Origin of the sequence: Streptomyces niveus, assembly GCF_001723055.1 — a bacterium.
Lineage (GTDB): Bacteria > Actinomycetota > Actinomycetes > Streptomycetales > Streptomycetaceae > Streptomyces > Streptomyces niveus.
The window spans coordinates 16,634-31,921 of sequence record NZ_MDCR01000200.1; the positions used below are offsets into that span (position 1 = coordinate 16,634).

The 15,288-nt window shown below is 67.1% G+C and carries 14 protein-coding genes and 2 pseudogenes; 12 read left to right on the forward strand and 4 right to left on the reverse strand.

What is annotated here, in order from left to right; translation table 11 throughout:
* Positions 1-10 precede the first annotated feature (10 nt).
* Positions 11-172: pseudogene (locus BHU15_RS41530) on the reverse strand (VOC family protein); the annotation flags it as partial.
* Positions 173-375: 203 nt separating this feature from the next.
* On the opposite strand from BHU15_RS41530, the gene BHU15_RS23220 reads away from it, so the two are divergent.
* The 8 genes and pseudogenes from BHU15_RS23220 to BHU15_RS23250 all read left to right on the forward strand — a co-directional run bounded on the left by BHU15_RS23220 (position 376) and on the right by BHU15_RS23250 (position 9,930).
* Entirely contained in the window at positions 376-1,665 is a 1,290-nt protein-coding gene (locus tag BHU15_RS23220) for an erythromycin esterase family protein (protein WP_069628969.1), read from the forward strand.
* 340 nt (positions 1,666-2,005) lie between these two features.
* Positions 2,006-2,222: pseudogene (locus tag BHU15_RS38510) on the forward strand (XdhC family protein); the annotation flags it as partial.
* Positions 2,223-2,409: 187 nt separating this feature from the next.
* Positions 2,410-3,369: a serine/threonine protein kinase gene (locus BHU15_RS23225; RefSeq protein ID WP_255293189.1), complete on the forward strand. Its 960-nt coding sequence runs from the start codon at positions 2,410-2,412 to the stop codon at positions 3,367-3,369.
* A gap of 47 nt (positions 3,370-3,416) precedes the next feature.
* Positions 3,417-3,992 carry an ABC-three component system middle component 2 gene (locus tag BHU15_RS23230; protein ID WP_069628970.1) on the forward strand — a complete coding sequence of 192 codons (576 nt, stop codon included), beginning with the start codon at positions 3,417-3,419 and terminating at the stop codon, positions 3,990-3,992.
* A 5-nt stretch (positions 3,993-3,997) separates the two neighbouring features.
* Positions 3,998-6,013, forward strand: coding sequence for a coiled-coil domain-containing protein (locus tag BHU15_RS23235; protein ID WP_255293190.1), 2,016 nt, complete (start codon positions 3,998-4,000; stop codon positions 6,011-6,013).
* A gap of 699 nt (positions 6,014-6,712) precedes the next feature.
* Positions 6,713-7,609: a DUF5655 domain-containing protein gene (locus BHU15_RS23240; protein ID WP_069628985.1), complete on the forward strand. Its 897-nt coding sequence runs from the start codon at positions 6,713-6,715 to the stop codon at positions 7,607-7,609.
* 889 nt (positions 7,610-8,498) lie between these two features.
* Complete coding sequence (locus tag BHU15_RS23245) at positions 8,499-9,365, forward strand: DUF6192 family protein (protein ID WP_069628972.1); 867 nt, start codon at positions 8,499-8,501, stop codon at positions 9,363-9,365.
* Between the two features lie 142 nt (positions 9,366-9,507).
* A complete protein-coding gene (locus BHU15_RS23250; RefSeq protein WP_069628973.1) occupies positions 9,508-9,930 on the forward strand; it encodes a hypothetical protein in 423 nt (140 codons plus the stop codon).
* Positions 9,931-10,198: 268 nt separating this feature from the next.
* Here the strand turns inward: BHU15_RS23250 and BHU15_RS23255 are convergent, their stop codons facing one another.
* Positions 10,199-10,399 carry an FkbM family methyltransferase gene (locus tag BHU15_RS23255; protein ID WP_171908427.1) on the reverse strand — a complete coding sequence of 67 codons (201 nt, stop codon included), beginning with the start codon at positions 10,397-10,399 and terminating at the stop codon, positions 10,199-10,201.
* A gap of 684 nt (positions 10,400-11,083) precedes the next feature.
* On the opposite strand from BHU15_RS23255, the gene BHU15_RS23260 reads away from it, so the two are divergent.
* The 4 genes from BHU15_RS23260 to BHU15_RS23275 all read left to right on the forward strand — a co-directional run bounded on the left by BHU15_RS23260 (position 11,084) and on the right by BHU15_RS23275 (position 13,939).
* Positions 11,084-11,383: a hypothetical protein gene (locus tag BHU15_RS23260; protein WP_069628975.1), complete on the forward strand. Its 300-nt coding sequence runs from the start codon at positions 11,084-11,086 to the stop codon at positions 11,381-11,383.
* Between the two features lie 286 nt (positions 11,384-11,669).
* A complete protein-coding gene (locus BHU15_RS23265) occupies positions 11,670-12,485 on the forward strand; it encodes a helix-turn-helix domain-containing protein (protein ID WP_069628976.1) in 816 nt (271 codons plus the stop codon).
* Positions 12,482-12,922: a hypothetical protein gene (locus tag BHU15_RS23270; protein WP_069628977.1), complete on the forward strand. Its 441-nt coding sequence runs from the start codon at positions 12,482-12,484 to the stop codon at positions 12,920-12,922. Before BHU15_RS23265 ends, BHU15_RS23270 begins: the two co-directional genes overlap by 4 nt.
* A 180-nt stretch (positions 12,923-13,102) precedes the next feature.
* On the forward strand, positions 13,103-13,939 hold the full coding sequence (locus BHU15_RS23275; RefSeq protein WP_069628978.1) for an SAM-dependent methyltransferase: 837 nt from the start codon (positions 13,103-13,105) through the stop codon (positions 13,937-13,939).
* 33 nt (positions 13,940-13,972) lie between these two features.
* Here BHU15_RS23275 and BHU15_RS23280 read toward each other — a convergent pair whose 3' ends face one another.
* Together BHU15_RS23280 and BHU15_RS23285 are read right to left on the reverse strand one after the other, a co-directional pair.
* Positions 13,973-14,809 carry a helix-turn-helix domain-containing protein gene (locus BHU15_RS23280; RefSeq protein WP_069628979.1) on the reverse strand — a complete coding sequence of 279 codons (837 nt, stop codon included), beginning with the start codon at positions 14,807-14,809 and terminating at the stop codon, positions 13,973-13,975.
* A 179-nt stretch (positions 14,810-14,988) separates the two neighbouring features.
* Positions 14,989-15,219, reverse strand: a complete 231-nt coding sequence (locus BHU15_RS23285; RefSeq protein WP_069628986.1) for a DUF397 domain-containing protein — start codon at positions 15,217-15,219, stop codon at positions 14,989-14,991.
* Positions 15,220-15,288: the final 69 nt, after the last annotated feature.

The following is a 15,288-nucleotide window of genomic DNA, read 5'->3' on the forward strand; positions in this document are numbered from 1 at the left end:
GGACAGCCTCTTAGTCCCGCCGCGGTGTCAGGGTGCGCACTGCGCAGAACTCGTTGCCCTCGACGTCCGCCATGACCACCCACGTACGGTCCGCCCCATGGTCCGTGCCGGCCCTCGTGGCGCCGAGGCCGGGCAGTCTGCTCACCTCGTCCTCCGTGCTGCGTCGATCGGGCTGCCGCCCGGCTGCCGCGCCGCCGGTACAGCGCCGCCGACAGCGACCGCCTCCTCGCAGTCGCCTGGCGGGCCTGGCCCCTGCCACACCTCACCGAGCATCTCCCACGGTCATGTCCGCCACCGTCGACGCCCTGGAGGCCGCGAACCCCGGCCCAACGGCGTACCAACGGCACCGCCCGCACTGAGAATCGAGCCGTCAGCATGCCCCGTCCGACCTCCGCCGCCCCGTTCACCGACTGGCTGCGCGAACGCGCCGTCCCGCTCACCCATCTCGACCCCGGGGCGCCGCTCGACGACCTGGAACCGCTGCGCGGCGTCATCGGCGGCGCCCGCGTCGTCGCGATCGGCGAACACTCCCACTTCATCGAAGAGTTCGCGCTACTGCGCCGCCGCATCCTGCGCTTCCTCGTCGAACGCTGCGGCTTCACCGTCCTGGCCTTCGAGTACGGCTTCAGCGAAGGCTTCCCCCTGGACGCCTGGGCCGGGGGAGAGGGAACGGACGAGGATCTGGCGGTCCACCTCGCCCGGGCGATCCCCATCGGGCTCACCGAACCGCTGAAATGGGTCCGCCGGCACAACCACACCGCCTCACCACCGGTGCGCTTCGCCGGCATCGACATCCCTGCTGCGGGCGGATCCCTGCTTCCCGCCCTGGCACCCGTCGCCGACTACCTGCGCCGAGTCGACCCCGAGAGCGTGCCGGCCGTCGAGACGGCCACGCGGATCGCCGCGTCGTTCGCGGGCGGCTCCGGTGCCGTGGCCGCACCCGCCTGGGCGCGCCTGCCCGCCACCGAACAGGACACCCTCACCGCGACTCTCGCCCGCCTGCTCGTCCGCTTCCGCGCCCTCGAACCCCTGTACGCGACCCGAGGCGGCCGGTACGAGTACGACCTCGCCCTGCACAGTCTCGAAGGCGCCTGCCACGCGGACTACACCTTCCGCGCCATGGCCGGCCTGTTCGCGGGCAACGGCCTCACCGCCGACACCTCGGCCCGGGACGCGTACATGGCCAGATCGGTCCTCTGGCACCTGGAACGCCTCGCCCCCGGCACCCGCGTCGTCCTGGCCGCCCACAACGCCCACATCCAGACGGCGCCCATCTCCTTCGACGGGCACCTCACGGGGCTCCCCATGGGACAGCAACTGCGGCGTGCGCTGGGGGACGACTACTTCGCGCTCGGCCTGACCAGCATCGCCGGCCACACCGCGGACATGCACCGTGACGAGACGGCGCCCTTCGGCTTCACCCTCGTCGACACGGCGCTGGGACCGCCCGAACCCGGAAGCGTCGAGGCCGCCTTCGCCGACGCGGGCCTCGGACTCGGCATCGCCGATCTCCGCACGGCACGCACGGAGACTCCCGACCGCCCCGACGACGACCCCGACCGCGTCCGGCTACAGGGCACCTACCTACGCACCCCCGTCATCGACGCCTTCGACGCCGTCCTGACGACCCCCGCCTCCACCGTCACCACGGACCTCCGAACCTGAGGCCCGGACTCCGCCGGCGTACCCCTTCCAGCTCCACCGAAAGGGGTACGCCGGCGGACCGGGCATCCGGGCATCAGCATCAGATGTCGCGGAAGAGACCACTGAACGCGGTGACCTGCCGCGATGAGTGGCGTGTGGTCGCTGAGCTGCGCGAATGGCCTTTCGGCTGTTTCATGTTCGTACCGCTTGATGGGGCCGGAAGTCCCTGGAAAGTCCCAGAGGACTCCCACGGCGGACGGTGCCCTTTCGGCTCTGCTCGACGTAGGGCGGAGCGCAGCCGCCGAGACCTTGGCGCTGGCGGGCGCCTTGATCGAACGACAGCGCGGCCTCCCTTGGTGGCCTGCCCGTCGGCTACGTCGGCGCGATGGGCTCCCGCCGCACCCACGAGGAGCGCCTGCGTCTCCTGCGGGAAGCCGGAGGGGAGGGACAGCAGCTGGCCTCACTGCGTTCTCCCATCGGCCTCGACCTGGGAGCCCGTACGCCCGAGGAGACGGCCGTGTCTATCACCGGCCGAGATCATCGCGCACGCCAACGGGGCGAGCGGACTGCTGCTGTAGCTGCGCACCGGCCCCATCCAGCATCCCGCTGCCGCCGGGACATTGCCCGTCGCAAGCACCTTGATCGGATGATTCCGCACCACGTACGCTGACGGCCGTTACTGTGTGTGGCGCAGGGTGAACAGCCTGCTGAATGTGGTTCGTTCGGGTTGCCTGCTGGATTCGGGGGTGCGGGTTGAACAGCTCCATGCCGGTGGCGGCCGGGGTTCCGCCCATCCATTTCGGCGTGCACGAATGGCGGTCCGGAAACGCGGACGGGGGTCGGGCCGACTTCGAGCAGATGCTCGCGCAGCTCGCCAGTGCGACCAATCCGAATGTCCGGATGATCGCGGTGAATCCCGGCGACTGGGGAATCGACGCGTTCGCCGGTGACCTCGGGGGCGCCATCACGGTGTGGCAGTCCAAGTACTTCATGCCGAAGACCACGACCAGCCAGTCGCAGCAGATTCGCGAGTCGCTCGCGAACGCGCTGAAGGCCGCGGCGGCCAACGGTCACACCATCAAGCTCTGGATCCTGTGCATTCCCTCCAGCATGGACGGCCCGGCAGCCAAATGGTGGGACGGCTGGAAGAAGCGGCAGGAGAAGGCACACGACCTCGTCATCGAGCTGTGGGACGAGACCACGCTCGTGAAGAAGCTGCAGAGCCCCGAGGGTGACCAGGTGCGCCGCGCCTACTACGAAGTCTTCACGCCCGCCGCTCTCGTCCAGGAGCAGATGCGGCTCGTGCTGGACGTGGGGGAGGACAAGGCGGCGGCGCTCGACTCGGCCCTGTTCGTGCGGCAGATGACCGAGGCTGGCCACGTCGAACTGGACTCGGCCAAACGGCAGTTCTTCAATGCCGACCTGGTGGCGCGTGAAGTCGCGCACAAGGGTGTGCTGGCTGAGGTTGCCGCACTGAGCTCTGCCGACGCCACCTTGCACGGCGTGTGGGAGATGCAGTTCAACGAGTGCTCGTCCGAGGGCACCCTCCCCGCTCTGCACGGCCGGGTCTGGCGCGAGGTGCGCTCCGAGCACGACAAACTGCCCAAGGCGCTGCGTCTGGAGGTGACGCACAGCTGGGGCCTGGTCCACCGGCTGGTCGACAACCGTCGGGCAGGGTGGGTCACGCACTGGCGGCAGATCGCGAGCGGTCACGCCGACGACTGAGACCTCCCAACCGCCCGTACCGCCCGACCACTGATGAGGAGCATGCCGTGCACGCAGACCGGCCGGTCGTGATGCCTGAGGACGAGGTGCCTTTCCGCCTCGCTCAACTGCTGCTGCTCCTGGACGCCGTCGCCGCGCAGGACGCGAACGGGGCGACCCTGGAGCGCATCGGGTACTACGACTTCCTGTCCGCGAACCCCTTCCTCGTCGTTCCCCCCGAGGGCCGGGAGGCCAGCCTCCTGCGACTGGCCGGATTCGACCCGCAGGTCCTGGCCTACGCGTCCTCCTCCCAGCGGTTCACAAGCCGTCGCGAGCGGATCCAGCACGACCTGGCGCTCCTGGTGGCCTACGGGTGCTGCCGCATCCGCAACCGCGACGGCTCCCTCACCTACTCGATCACCGAGGCCGGTCAGGATCTCGGCGGCCGGTTCACCGCCACCTACGCCACCTCCTTCACCACCGCCGCCGGCATCGTCGTCCGCCAGCTCCGCAAACTCAACGACAAGAGACTGCGCGAGCAGACCGCCCGTTGGCTGAGGCCGGACGGACCCGACGGACACGCTGCAGCCCTCATGAGCGTCCTGGGCCCGGGGCCCGTGCTGGAAACGTCCTGGGAGGGATGACCACCATGGAGCCGCTTCCCGGCATCCGCATCTGCCGCCTGCGCCTGGTCGGCATGGAGCGGTCCTACGACGTCGACTTCACCTCCGGACAGAGGGTGCGGAACCTCTCCGTCATCGCCGGGGCGTTCAGCTCCGGCAAAACAGCGGTGCTGGAGTTCATCGCCTACGGGCTCGGCGCGAAGCGGCACCCCCGCCACCAGGAAGTGCTGCGCAGGGTCCGTTCGTGCCTTCTGGAGGTCGAGCTCTCCGGCGAGCCGCATGTGATCGAGCGGTCGGTCGGAGAGCCCTCCAAGGTCGCCTTCGTCCGCCGCGGAACGCTCGACAGTACGACCGTCTCCCGGGCCGAGCGCAGGACCATCGATCCGCCCGGGGCGCAGGAGAGCCTGTCCTCCCTCCTGCTGAGCCACTGCAAGCTCGCAGGTGTCCAGCTACGCGAAGCGCCCACGAACAGCGAATCCCGTACGGACCCGCTCAGCTTCCGCGACGTGATGTGGCTCGCCTTCCTTCCCAACGAACGCGTCGCGGACAAGAACTTCCTGTTCGAGAACGACTACATGCGCAAGCACAAACTGCGGCAGGTCGTCGACGTCGCTTTCGGGGTCCACGATGACCGCGCCGTCGAACTCGGCCAGCGCATCCAGGAACTCGGCGGCCGGCTCAACCGCGCCAAGGCCGAACTCGCGGCAGCCCGTGCCTTCGTCGTGGAGCAGGCTCCCTCCGCGCTGAACAACGAACCCGCCCCTGCCGTCCATGAACGGGAACTCGCCGACATCACGAGCCGGCTGAGGGAGTTGGATCGCCGTGCGCAGGCGGGAACGGAATTCGCGGCCCAGCTGCGCAGCCAGCACAAGGCGGCGGCCGGGATTTCCCGCCGGGCGGCAGCGGTCCTGCGGGACTGCGAAACGCAGCTCCAACGCCTGCTGCCTCTGCGGGCCCAGTACGCGGATGATCTCCTCAAGCTCGGCATGCTCGGCGAGGCGCAGCAGCTCTTCGACCCTTTGAGCGTCACCACCTGCCCCGCCTGCCTGAACCGGCTGTCGGCCGTCCCCACCGCCGGCAACGGACGCTGCAGCCTGTGCCGTCACGAACTGAGCGCAGAAGAGGGGGCATTGGCCCTGGGTACTGCCGACGCCAGCACCCAGGCCGGGGACAGCCGGGTGGACGTCAAGGCGGAGACCCGGTCTACCAAGGCCCGCCTCAAAGAGATCAGCAGCTACATCGACGAGCTTGGTGCCTCGCTCGCCCCGCTCAAGCTCCAGGCTGAAGACGCGGCCCTCCGGGAGGAGGAAGCCGCCGCCGCGCTGGACGCCGCGACGTCCCCCTCTGTCTCACCGTTCCTCGCAGCCCGCGACGACCTCCACCGGAGGCGCGAGCAGGTCCTGCGCCAACTCGAACAGGCCGAGAGCGCGGTCAAACTCCGCGAAGGACTCACCAAACGGGCCGATGCCGTGGAACGCCACGAATCCGAGATCGCCCGTCTCCGGGAGGAACTCGAACAGCTCGGAGACGCCTCCCACGACCGCGACCGTGTCATCGCTAAGATCAGCAGCCGGTACGGCGAACTCCTGCGGGCCTGGCGCTACCCCAAGGTCAGTACCCCCTTCATCAAGACCGACCTCACCCCCTTCGTACGGGGTGAGCCGTACCAGGAAGCCTCATCCGGCGCCCGCACCCTGCTGACCTTGGCCTGGCAGCTCGCCGTCTTCGAGATCGCCGTCGAAGAAGGGGCCGCACACCCTGGATTTCTCATGATCGACAGTCCGCAGAAGAACCTCGGCCACGGCGGCACCCTCGATGCCGTGATCGCGGACGCCGTGGCGATCGGCGACTTCTACCAGCACCTCTCTCGATGGCTCGCGGACCGCGGCAGCCGAGCACAGCTCATCGTCGCCGACAACAGCCCGCCGCCGTTGGTGGAGAACGACGTGGTGGTGCGCTACAGCCGCAACGACGACCGTCCGCCGTACGGGCTGATCGAGGACGAAACCAGTGCGGACGAGGAGGCGGAGGCCGATCTCTGACACGTGTGCCTGGCCAAGGGCTCGGTGCTGGTGCAAGGCAAGGAGGCGAGCTGAAAGGGGGCAGCTGGCCTCGGTCTTCGTCTATCAGTCCTGTGGGGGCCGCCACCCCTGGCCTGATAGAGACGTGAGGGCTCTCTGACCAGGCAGTTTACGGTCCGATTGGCGGTTCTCGTCTTCCGTCTAGATCGGACCTGATCAGGGTGTTTCTGCCTGTTCCTGACCGCTGTTGGTCACGCGTTGGCCACGTGGCCAACAGCGGGGCGGCCGTGGGGCTGTCGTGCCAGACGCGGGCCTCTCGCCGACGAGGCCACGGGAGTGTGCCGCGCGTGGCATGAGCCTGTGGTGAAGTTCCGCTTCGATATTTAGCCGCTCCTGTAGCACCACGTCGCTGATCTGGCAAACATGCAGATCAGATAGGGTCTGACTCTTCGAGGTCAGGCCCTATCTTTTTACCGTGCTGGATAAGTGCTGGATTTCCTGACCTCTCGTCACCTGTCATCACCTCTCATATCTGTACCGTGCTGGATTCGTGCTGGATGACGACGCAACGCGCCAACCGGTGGGGGTCGTGGTCGTGCGCTGGGGGCCACTGACCCGGACGGCCGTCCCTTCGGTACATGTTCTTCACGGACTTAACGACCGTTGCGGAAACAAATCGCTGCCTGCCCGACGTTGTTGATTTCCGATGCGTTGGCGGGGGTGGTCGGCTTGAAGCTGTTCCGTACGGACACAACGAAAAGCGGCGTGACTGAGGTCGCGCCGCGTCTTGCTGAGGTCGAGGCGGATGTGCAGGGCCTTGTCGAGGCGCACATGGAGACGCTGCTGGGTGTGCGTTTCCTTGCGGGCGAGTACGGCACGGGGCCGGTTCATGGGGGCCGGATCGACTCGCTCGGGCTGGACGAGAACGGGTCGCCGGTCATCGTGGAGTACAAGCGGGGCGTCGATGCCGGCGTCATCAACCAGGGCTTGTTCTACCTGGCGTGGCTGGTGGACCACCGGGCGGAGTTCGAGCATCTGGTCCGCGACCGGCTCGGGGCCGCAGCCGCGTCGCAGGTGCTGTGGAGCGGACCGCGGCTGATCTGTATCGCCGGCGATTTCACGCGCTACGACGTGCATGCCGTACGCGAGCACCGGAGGTCGATCGACCTGGTCCGCTACCGACTCTTCGGCAGCGACCTGCTCGGCCTTGAGACGGTAGCGTCCGTGAGCGGTGGGACGCAGGCACCGCGGCGTGTGCGCCGACAGGCGGTCGCACGGGCGGCAGCCGATGTCCAGGGTGCGTCGATGGTGGAGCTGGCGGGCACGATCGATGAGGCGCTGCTCGGGCTCGGTGACGGTGTGAACCGTGTCGAGCGCAAGCAGTACCGGGCGTATCAGCGGCTGCGGAACTTTGCCTGCCTGTGTCCGCCTCAGCGGAGCAAGCTCCTAGTTTACCTGAAGGTCGACCCCAAGGACGTCGACCTCGTTCCCGGGTTCACCCGGGACGTGTCCGGCCTCGGCCACCACGGAACGGGCGACCTGGAGGTGCAGCTCCGCACTCCGAGAGACGTGGAGCGTGCCCGGGATCTGTTCCGGGCGAGTTACGCAGCAGGGTGATCGCGTGACGGCACCTTGGCCGTGAGCGATTCGCGGTTGGTTGGTGGTCGTCGGTGGTGCCTTTCGACGTACGGGCAAGTCGCGGCGGTGGACTTTCAATGATGCGGGGGATCGCCGGTTTGGCCGACCGCCGATCCCGCGCTATGTTCCCCCGCTTTGACGCGACTGCGGAGGTGTTGGTAGTTGATGACCCGGCGTTTCCGCGAGGAAGGTCGGGACGACCGCGCCACGGCCAGCGCCGTACCGCAGCATTCGGGACGGTCGTCAGACGCGGCCCTGGCCCGCGCCGGTGTGCCCGCGCTGATATCGGGGCCGGAACGTGGCCGTCGTGGAGCGCCGGTCACTTCTTGTCGGCTGCCGAGGCCCACACGATCCGCCACGTGGCTCGCCGGGTTCTTCAGGTCGCGGGGCTAATTGACGACCGTGCCGCCTGTCCGAGCTCCCAGACAGGGGCCGAAGCCGACCACCGGCGCCATCCCGCTGCCTGCAGCCTGAGCCCCCAGTACACCGAGAACGCGCGCCGTCGTCCGGGATAAAGGCCCGGACGACGGCGCGCGTCGCTGACCGCAGCTGCCAGCCCCGTGACCACCGCCACGCCTGCCGGACCGCACGCGGTGCACGCTGACGAGTCAGCAAGACGTTGAATCCTGCATGAGTAATCGCCTGCAGGGGCGGCGACCCGTCGGCAACGCGAACGTCACGCGTGCCGGCTCCTCGGGGAACACCGGGGCGAAACGGTGCTCAGGATCCGTCGGCCTCGACAGATCCCCTGCGGCAGGTCGCTCCAGGCTCTTGGCAGTGCGAGACGGGAGTCCTGAGCCGGTAGGGCACTCTTCGCATATCGAGCTAAAATGCACTTATCGGGGAGTGGCTCCTTTGGGAGGTCCCTATGACCATGAGCCTGGTCACTGACTACCGTGCCAATGAGTGGACGGACCTGATCCACAAAGGGCAGAGACTTGTCGGCTCCGAAGGGTCAGCCCAGTTCGCGCTGGGTGACATCGGGCTGGAGATGGTTCCTTTGCCTCCCAAGGGCAAACGGCTGCCGGTGAAGGCGTACAAGATGCTAGCGAACTATGCCGAGGAAGTCGGACTTGAGCGCGAGAGGTTCGAAGAGTATCGGCTTGTATCCGGAGCGTGGCCGAAGAAGCAGCGGGCAAAGAGCGTCTGCTGGACGGTGCACTCCATCTTGTCCCGCCGTCCCGACCGGTTCGAGTTGATCGCTAACCCGCCCGTCTACCGGAGGACCGGAGAGCGTCGGTGGACGTGCGACGCAGCCAACCGTGTTCTGGGCAGAAAGACGGATACGCCCGAGGGCATGGAGGAGAAGCTTCGACAGGTCGAAGACCAGCTCGATGACGAGATGGCCGTCGAAGTGGTAGAGCGAGCCATGCGCCGGCCCGGCGTCGTCAAGCGCGTCGCGGACAAGCCGCATGTCCGGGAGACCTTCAACCGGGCTCAGGTCAGCAGGATCCGTGAGGGCCGCGAGGAGACGAGGAAGCTTCCGGAGGTCCAGAAGCTGAATGAGCAGCAGGAGGTGTTGACCGTTCTGGGTCTGTGCTCCTCCTTCGCGAGCGGCATCGGCAGGACCCTGCCGGACTTGCATCTGGCCGAACTATCGCAGGACTCCAAGGACTCAATCCGTGAGGGCCTTGGCCGGGTGACCGCGGCAGTCGAATGGACCGAGCACGTCCTGGCGACCGGCAGCACCGACATGGACGCGGCACTGGAACGTCTGATCGCGGGCGAGTCATGACAGGCGTGCACCCATAGAGTTCCTCCTCCCAGCGCGCACGGAGAAGGAGATCCAGATCTAGCCAACAAGGGGCTGGAGGAGACGAACGGAACCTGGCGCGAGGTTGCCACTCCTCCGGCTGGGGGGCGAGGAGACGAGAAAGATGACAGCGCACCAGCGCCCCGACTTCCTGGCCGGGAGCGTTTTCGACGCTCTGCAGAGAGCAGGCACACGGGGGCTCACCTTCACCGAAATCATGGACACGACGGGCTTCACCGAGTGCCAGACACGGCATGGTTTGAGCATCTTGCGAGAAGCCATCGCGGGCATGAAAGGCACCGACGCCGTTTACTCCTACGACCCGCACGGGCACGTCTACCGGACGGCGTACCTTCCGGATGTGGCCGAGGCGTACGAAATCATGCGACTGGGCGCGGAGGCGACACGCAGCTACCGTGTGCTCACAGGGACGGTCCTCCCCCATGCGAAGCAGTCCCGCACCAAGCAGCTGCGGATGCTACGGCGGCATCTGCAGTTGGTAGTCGATGACGCCAGAGACATCCTCGAACCGGCCGAACCGGTCTGAGCGATCCCTGCTTCTGTGTACCGGCCAGGGTCAGCCGCCGGGTCGCGACGCGTGATCCTTCGATTCGATGGCCACATGTAGCGGCGGTGCCTTGCGTCGACCGTTTGCTCCTGCGGCGTCGGTCCCTGCGTTGGGGGACCCAGCCTACGCGGGCGTACCTCGTCGCACGGTGACGATACGGCAGCCCATCTCCCGGGGTCCATCATGGCGCCTTGAGTCACATGGGTGGCGAAATCGTGCCGGTCCAGCAGGTGGAGCATCTTGTCCTCTAGCCACCGACGTCCTGGGCCTCGCCCACGATGTGGGCGATGGTCGACCATTGCCTTCCATCGATGCCGAGCAACAACTCAAGTTCGGCACCTTCGACGTCGATCTTTAGCAAGTCAATGGTGGATGCGTGATCGGGCCCGCCTGTCAGCCTCGCGACCTCGACCTGTTTGGTTGCTCGGAGCCGGCGCGCGACGCCCACGAGCATCTACCTGGTCCGCTACCTGCACTTCGGCGACGTCCTCATGTGGCTTGGCGTTACCTGGGCTGGCGTGAACGTCGGATCGAGTGCGGAAACTTGAGCGAACTCTCCAACCGGCGCCGTGTGAAAATCTCGCGGCACTGTCAGCGGCGCAAGGTGCCGTTCGCGTAGCAAACCCCCACCCTCCCAAGAGCGCGGCGACCCCGCGCCTGTATCTCTCAGGCTTGTAGACCGAGGCGTACGGCCCAGTGGTCGGTCCAGCGGGCTGCTGTTCACTTTCGCGCATTTGCGTCTTTCCCATATGCACGAACTGATGCATCAGGAAGTCATCATTCCTCTTTCTGCCCCAATCGCGCATAAGTCGAGGTGCCTCCCAGGCTTCTCGCCTGCGCTTTTTCCATCTTCGATCACTGTTCGCTCGACTAAAGACTCTTCAGCATTCTTAAATGCCGTCGCAGCGATCAAATTCGGTCATCAAAGAAACGATGGCTGCCCACTCGGGGATGCGTTGCATATGGGATCTGCGTTGCATGAGGGGAGTCTTCTTCGGATTGCAGCGAAGGCTAACTTTTCCCGATAGTCTGATGACGGATCGCGGTCTTTCGATGGCGGACCGTGACGCCGATGGCCCCGGGATGAGAGCCCCGGGGCCACCTGTCGGGCCATCGCTAACCAAGGAAGGTTATGAGCATGACCTCAGGAGTGAACCGGGAGTCTGGCAAGGCGTCCCCGGTTTTCCCCCACGGGAGTATCCCTCTCGCGGGTGCCGGCGAAACCACCGGGATTTCGCGGACCGATGTCCGTGTGTGTGGAAGTCTGCTGACTGTCGCCATTCTGGTCATCGTTGCGGTTGTCATCATCACGGTGCTTCCGGCTCCGTCGCACCTGCCTGAGTACTGGCCGCTGGTGCTGCCGTTCGTGGCCGTGCTGCTGCGGGCGAGTCGCGGGAGCGTGCTTCACCGGGTGCACTACCGCTGGGCCTGACCCCTTACCGAGCGGGGCCGTTCGTAGCGGCCCCGCTCGGCTTCAACTGCTGGAGTTCCCGGGCGCTGCGGACGACCGCGCCTCCGGGGTGACGAAGGGAGATCTGATGGCGGAGCCATCACAGGGGGTCCGGTGCGCACGGTGCGATGTCCGCATCGAGAGGACGAGGAAAGGCGGGCGCCCTCGTATCTACTGCACGCCGCGGTGCAGGCGTCAGGCCCAGCGCGAGCGGGACCACGCACGGCGCGATCCCGGGCCGTCCTGGCGGCCGATCGCGCACGATCTGGTGACCAGCAGCCTCCAGTTGTACGGCGGCCGGCAACTCGGCCTGGAGAGCATCTTCGTGCTCGCCGGGCACATCGCCAGGGATGCGGAGTGCCTGACCGCTGTCGCGGTTGATTCCGCCGTGCGGCGCGGCGAGAGCTGGCAGGACGTCGCCGCCGCGGCAGGAGTGAGCCGGGCGTCGGCCACGGCCCGGTGGGGCGGATCCCGTACCTCCGCTCTGCTGGCCGCACGCGTGCCGCCGCCGATGATCCTCTCGGCGAGTACCGACTCGCCGTCAGGCACGTCGCGGGCCGTGCCGCACCCTCGCTCCTCAGGCCAGGCGCCAGGCGCCCGGCGGAATCTCGGGGCTGCTCTCCGCACGCTCCGCGGAAGGTCACGTGTCAGTCTCTCGGAAGTCGCGGCCGTGACCGGGCTCCCCCTTGAGACGGTCACGGACATGGTCGAGGGACGGACAGTCGTGTCGTGGCCCGAGACGTACACCGTGACGCACGCCCTGCGCGGGCAGCCGCAGGACCTTCTGCACTTGTGGGAGTGCGCCTCGGGTGACCGGCTGCCGGGAGGCGGGGGCAGTACCGGCCGTCTGGCGGCGGCACTTCGGGGTGCCTGGCTGGCTGCCGGAGCGCCCAGTCTCGCGGTCGCCTCGGACGTCGACGTGGCCCAAGCCCGTGCAGCCCTCTGCGGGCGGGTGGTCCCGTCGTGGCCGACGGTCAGGGTGCTCCTGGCCGGGCTCGGGGCAGACCCGGCAGCGTTCGAGGCGCTGTGGGTCTCCGCCCGGGCCGCACAACTGCAGCGCGGCGAGGAGGCGGTGCCATCGTGAGTCAACGAAGGGGCCGCGATGCCCGCACGGCCATCTCCTGGCTCGGTTACCACGCGCTGTGCGAGGCGAACCGGCCCGCGTACATCCAGTACGCGGAGCGGCGGATCACCGACCGCGCGGAAGCCGGCCGGTGCGTCGACGCGGTGCTGTCGGCACTGAAGGACCGCTGGCTCACGGTCCTGGGCAGCCGGTGCCCCGCCGCCCACATCTGGACCGATCTGCGCATCGAGGCCGAGCGCCGCACACCCCGCGCCGGCAGCCGGGCAGAGCGACTTCACGCCATCCTCAGACCCGCCCAGGCCGACATCGTCATCCTCCACCACGATCTCGGCCTGCCCGTCGAGCGAGCCGCTCACCTCATGGGGATGACGAACCCGATCGCGCACGCCCTGCTGCGCGGCGCCCAACGGGACCTCGGCACCCCGTTCGAAGGGTGAACCCCGGTCAGCGCACGCCCGTCACCGGGGCGTGCGCTGACCAGCATTTCGCACCCCCGAGTGGCGACTTTCTGCTCCCGTTGACCCCTCATGCTGACTAGCCGTCAGCCACGGGCAACTCCTAGAATCAGCCCTTACATCCACGGGAGCCAGCCCGGACCAGGGCTTACGGGAGCGCGCATGTCCAAGGGGGAGAAACCCCAAACTAACCGCGTGATCGACACCAGCCAGGCCAGCGCGGCGCGCATGTACGACTGGCTTTTAGGGGGAACGGAGAACTACGAGGTCGACCGTACGGCCTGCGGCGAACTCCTGACGATCGCACCCAGCACTCAGCAACTCGCCCGGAACAACCGGGCCTTCCTCCGCCGGGTCGTGCGATTCCTCGCCGCCGACAAGGGAATCACGCAGTTCCTCGACCACGGCAGCGGCCTGCCCACCCAGGACAACGTGCACCAGATCGCCCAGGGCATCACACCAGCCGCCAGGGTCGCCTACATCGACAACGATCCCATGGTCCTCGCCCACGCCCGGACCCACCTCGACGACAACGAGAACACGAAGGTCGTCGACCGCGACATGCGCCTCACGGACGACATCAGAAACGCCACGAGCAGCTTCCTCGACTGGAACGAGCCCATCGCGGCGCTTTTCGTGTCCGTCCTGCACTGCCTGCCCGACGCCGACGACCGCAACGACCCGGGCGCCCTGATAAAGACCGTCAGTCAACAGCTCGCGCCCGGCAGCTACATGGTCATCTGCCAGCTCGTCAGCGACGACCCCGCGGTACGGGACGGCGTCACGAACCTGATGGACAATGCGACCGGAGGCAACTGGGGCCGCGTACGCCAGCCGCACGAAGTAGCCCGCTACTTCGATTCTCTGGAAATCGTGGATCCCCCGGGCCTGGTCGACATCATCGACTGGCTTCCCGACGCACCACCTCCGCCCCCGCACATGCGCCCACCCGACTGGGTCGAATGGGGCGGCGTCGGCCGCGTCCCCACGCGGAGCTGAAGCCGACTGCGAGCAGCCGGGCTCCTGCTGCGCCTAGCCCGGCTGCTCCTCAGCCGCAGCTTGCTCCCAGTAGCTGATGGCGCGTTCCAGGGACGCCACGCTGTCCTCACGGCCGTAGACGTTGTGGAGGATGTTGTCCAACTGGCGCCGGGTGCGGTCGAGTTCCACCCTCTGCGTGATGTAGTTCGCGCTGTTCGCGTGCTCGACGTACGCCAGCTCCTGGTGCTCGCCATCAGGGAACCGCAGGTGAAAGATCGGAGTCGGCAAGCAGATGAGATGCTCCGGCAAAATGCGTACGGACACCTTGTCGTTCTCGGCCGCATCGCGAAGGTAGCGCATCTGCTCCGCCATCATGCCGCCCGGCCCGTAAGGCTGATAGAGAGCCTTCTCGTAGATGAGCGCTGCCAGAATGGGGAACTCGCCTTCGAGCATGAGCTGGCGCTCCCTCCGAAGGCGGACGATCAACTCGATGTCCCTGTCGGGACGATCGATCTCTATCAGCCGGACCAGCGCACGCGCGTACTCCTCTGTCTGCAGAAGTCCGGGTACGACGCGCGGTTCGAACACCGTGATCCGCTCCGCCGACCGCTCCAGACGAATGAGGCGCTTGAAGAAGGAAGGTGTGACATCGTTGAACCGCTGAAGCAGGTCCTCGTTGCCGACCTGCTGCTGCAACTGGTCGAGGTGAGCCCGATCCTCGCGCGAGACACCGTAGAACACGGCGAGGTCGTTCAGGTCGCGGTACTTGACCGGGTTCTGCCCTCGCTCCAGCCGGCTGACCTTCGACGTGCTGGCACGGATAACCCGGGCCGCGTCAGCCAGTGTGTAGCCTCGCCGCTCCCGGAATCGACGGAGTTCGTCGCCCAGCATCCGGCCACTGAGACTGTCGCCCGAATCCTGTATGGGAACCACAGGGCCATCAGGCCGGGGATTGGGGACGGCGGGCATGTGAACTCCGGAAACTGAAGGGAGGACAGAGGTTCCCCACAGAGTGCCGGAGGCATGCCCGCCATCACAAACTATGGCCAAGGCGTCACGCCTAGTTATTCCTAGACGGTGCGCCGGTCAAACTCGTTACCCTTCGCACCGGCCAGGAAGGCATCCCACTCCGCGTCGGTGAACACGAGCGCCGGACCGGCCGGATGCCGGGAGTTCCTGAGAGCGACTCCGCCACCGGGAAGCACAGCGGCCTCGACACACTCTCCCGCCCCAACACTTGCCTCCGACTTGAGCCATGCAACGCCCTCAATCTCCGCTGCGGAAACCCCATTCTCCATCATGTCAAGACCCACCTTCTGCTCGCTGGACACGGTTCTGTCATTCACGCAGTTCCCATATGGGAACCCGGC

Coding starts and splice junctions, on each gene's coding strand:
- BHU15_RS23220 (WP_069628969.1), top strand. CDS start 376: ATGCCCCGTCCGACCTCCGCCGCCCCGTTCACCGACTGGCTGCGCGAA.
- BHU15_RS23225 (WP_255293189.1), top strand. CDS start 2,410: ATGCCGGTGGCGGCCGGGGTTCCGCCCATCCATTTCGGCGTGCACGAA.
- BHU15_RS23235 (WP_255293190.1), top strand. CDS start 3,998: ATGGAGCCGCTTCCCGGCATCCGCATCTGCCGCCTGCGCCTGGTCGGC.
- BHU15_RS23245 (WP_069628972.1), top strand. CDS start 8,499: ATGACCATGAGCCTGGTCACTGACTACCGTGCCAATGAGTGGACGGAC.
- BHU15_RS23250 (WP_069628973.1), top strand. CDS start 9,508: ATGACAGCGCACCAGCGCCCCGACTTCCTGGCCGGGAGCGTTTTCGAC.
- BHU15_RS23260 (WP_069628975.1), top strand. CDS start 11,084: ATGAGCATGACCTCAGGAGTGAACCGGGAGTCTGGCAAGGCGTCCCCG.
- BHU15_RS23275 (WP_069628978.1), top strand. CDS start 13,103: ATGTCCAAGGGGGAGAAACCCCAAACTAACCGCGTGATCGACACCAGC.
- BHU15_RS23280 (WP_069628979.1), bottom strand. CDS start 14,809: ATGCTGGGCGACGAACTCCGTCGATTCCGGGAGCGGCGAGGCTACACA.
- BHU15_RS23285 (WP_069628986.1), bottom strand. CDS start 15,219: ATGATGGAGAATGGGGTTTCCGCAGCGGAGATTGAGGGCGTTGCATGG.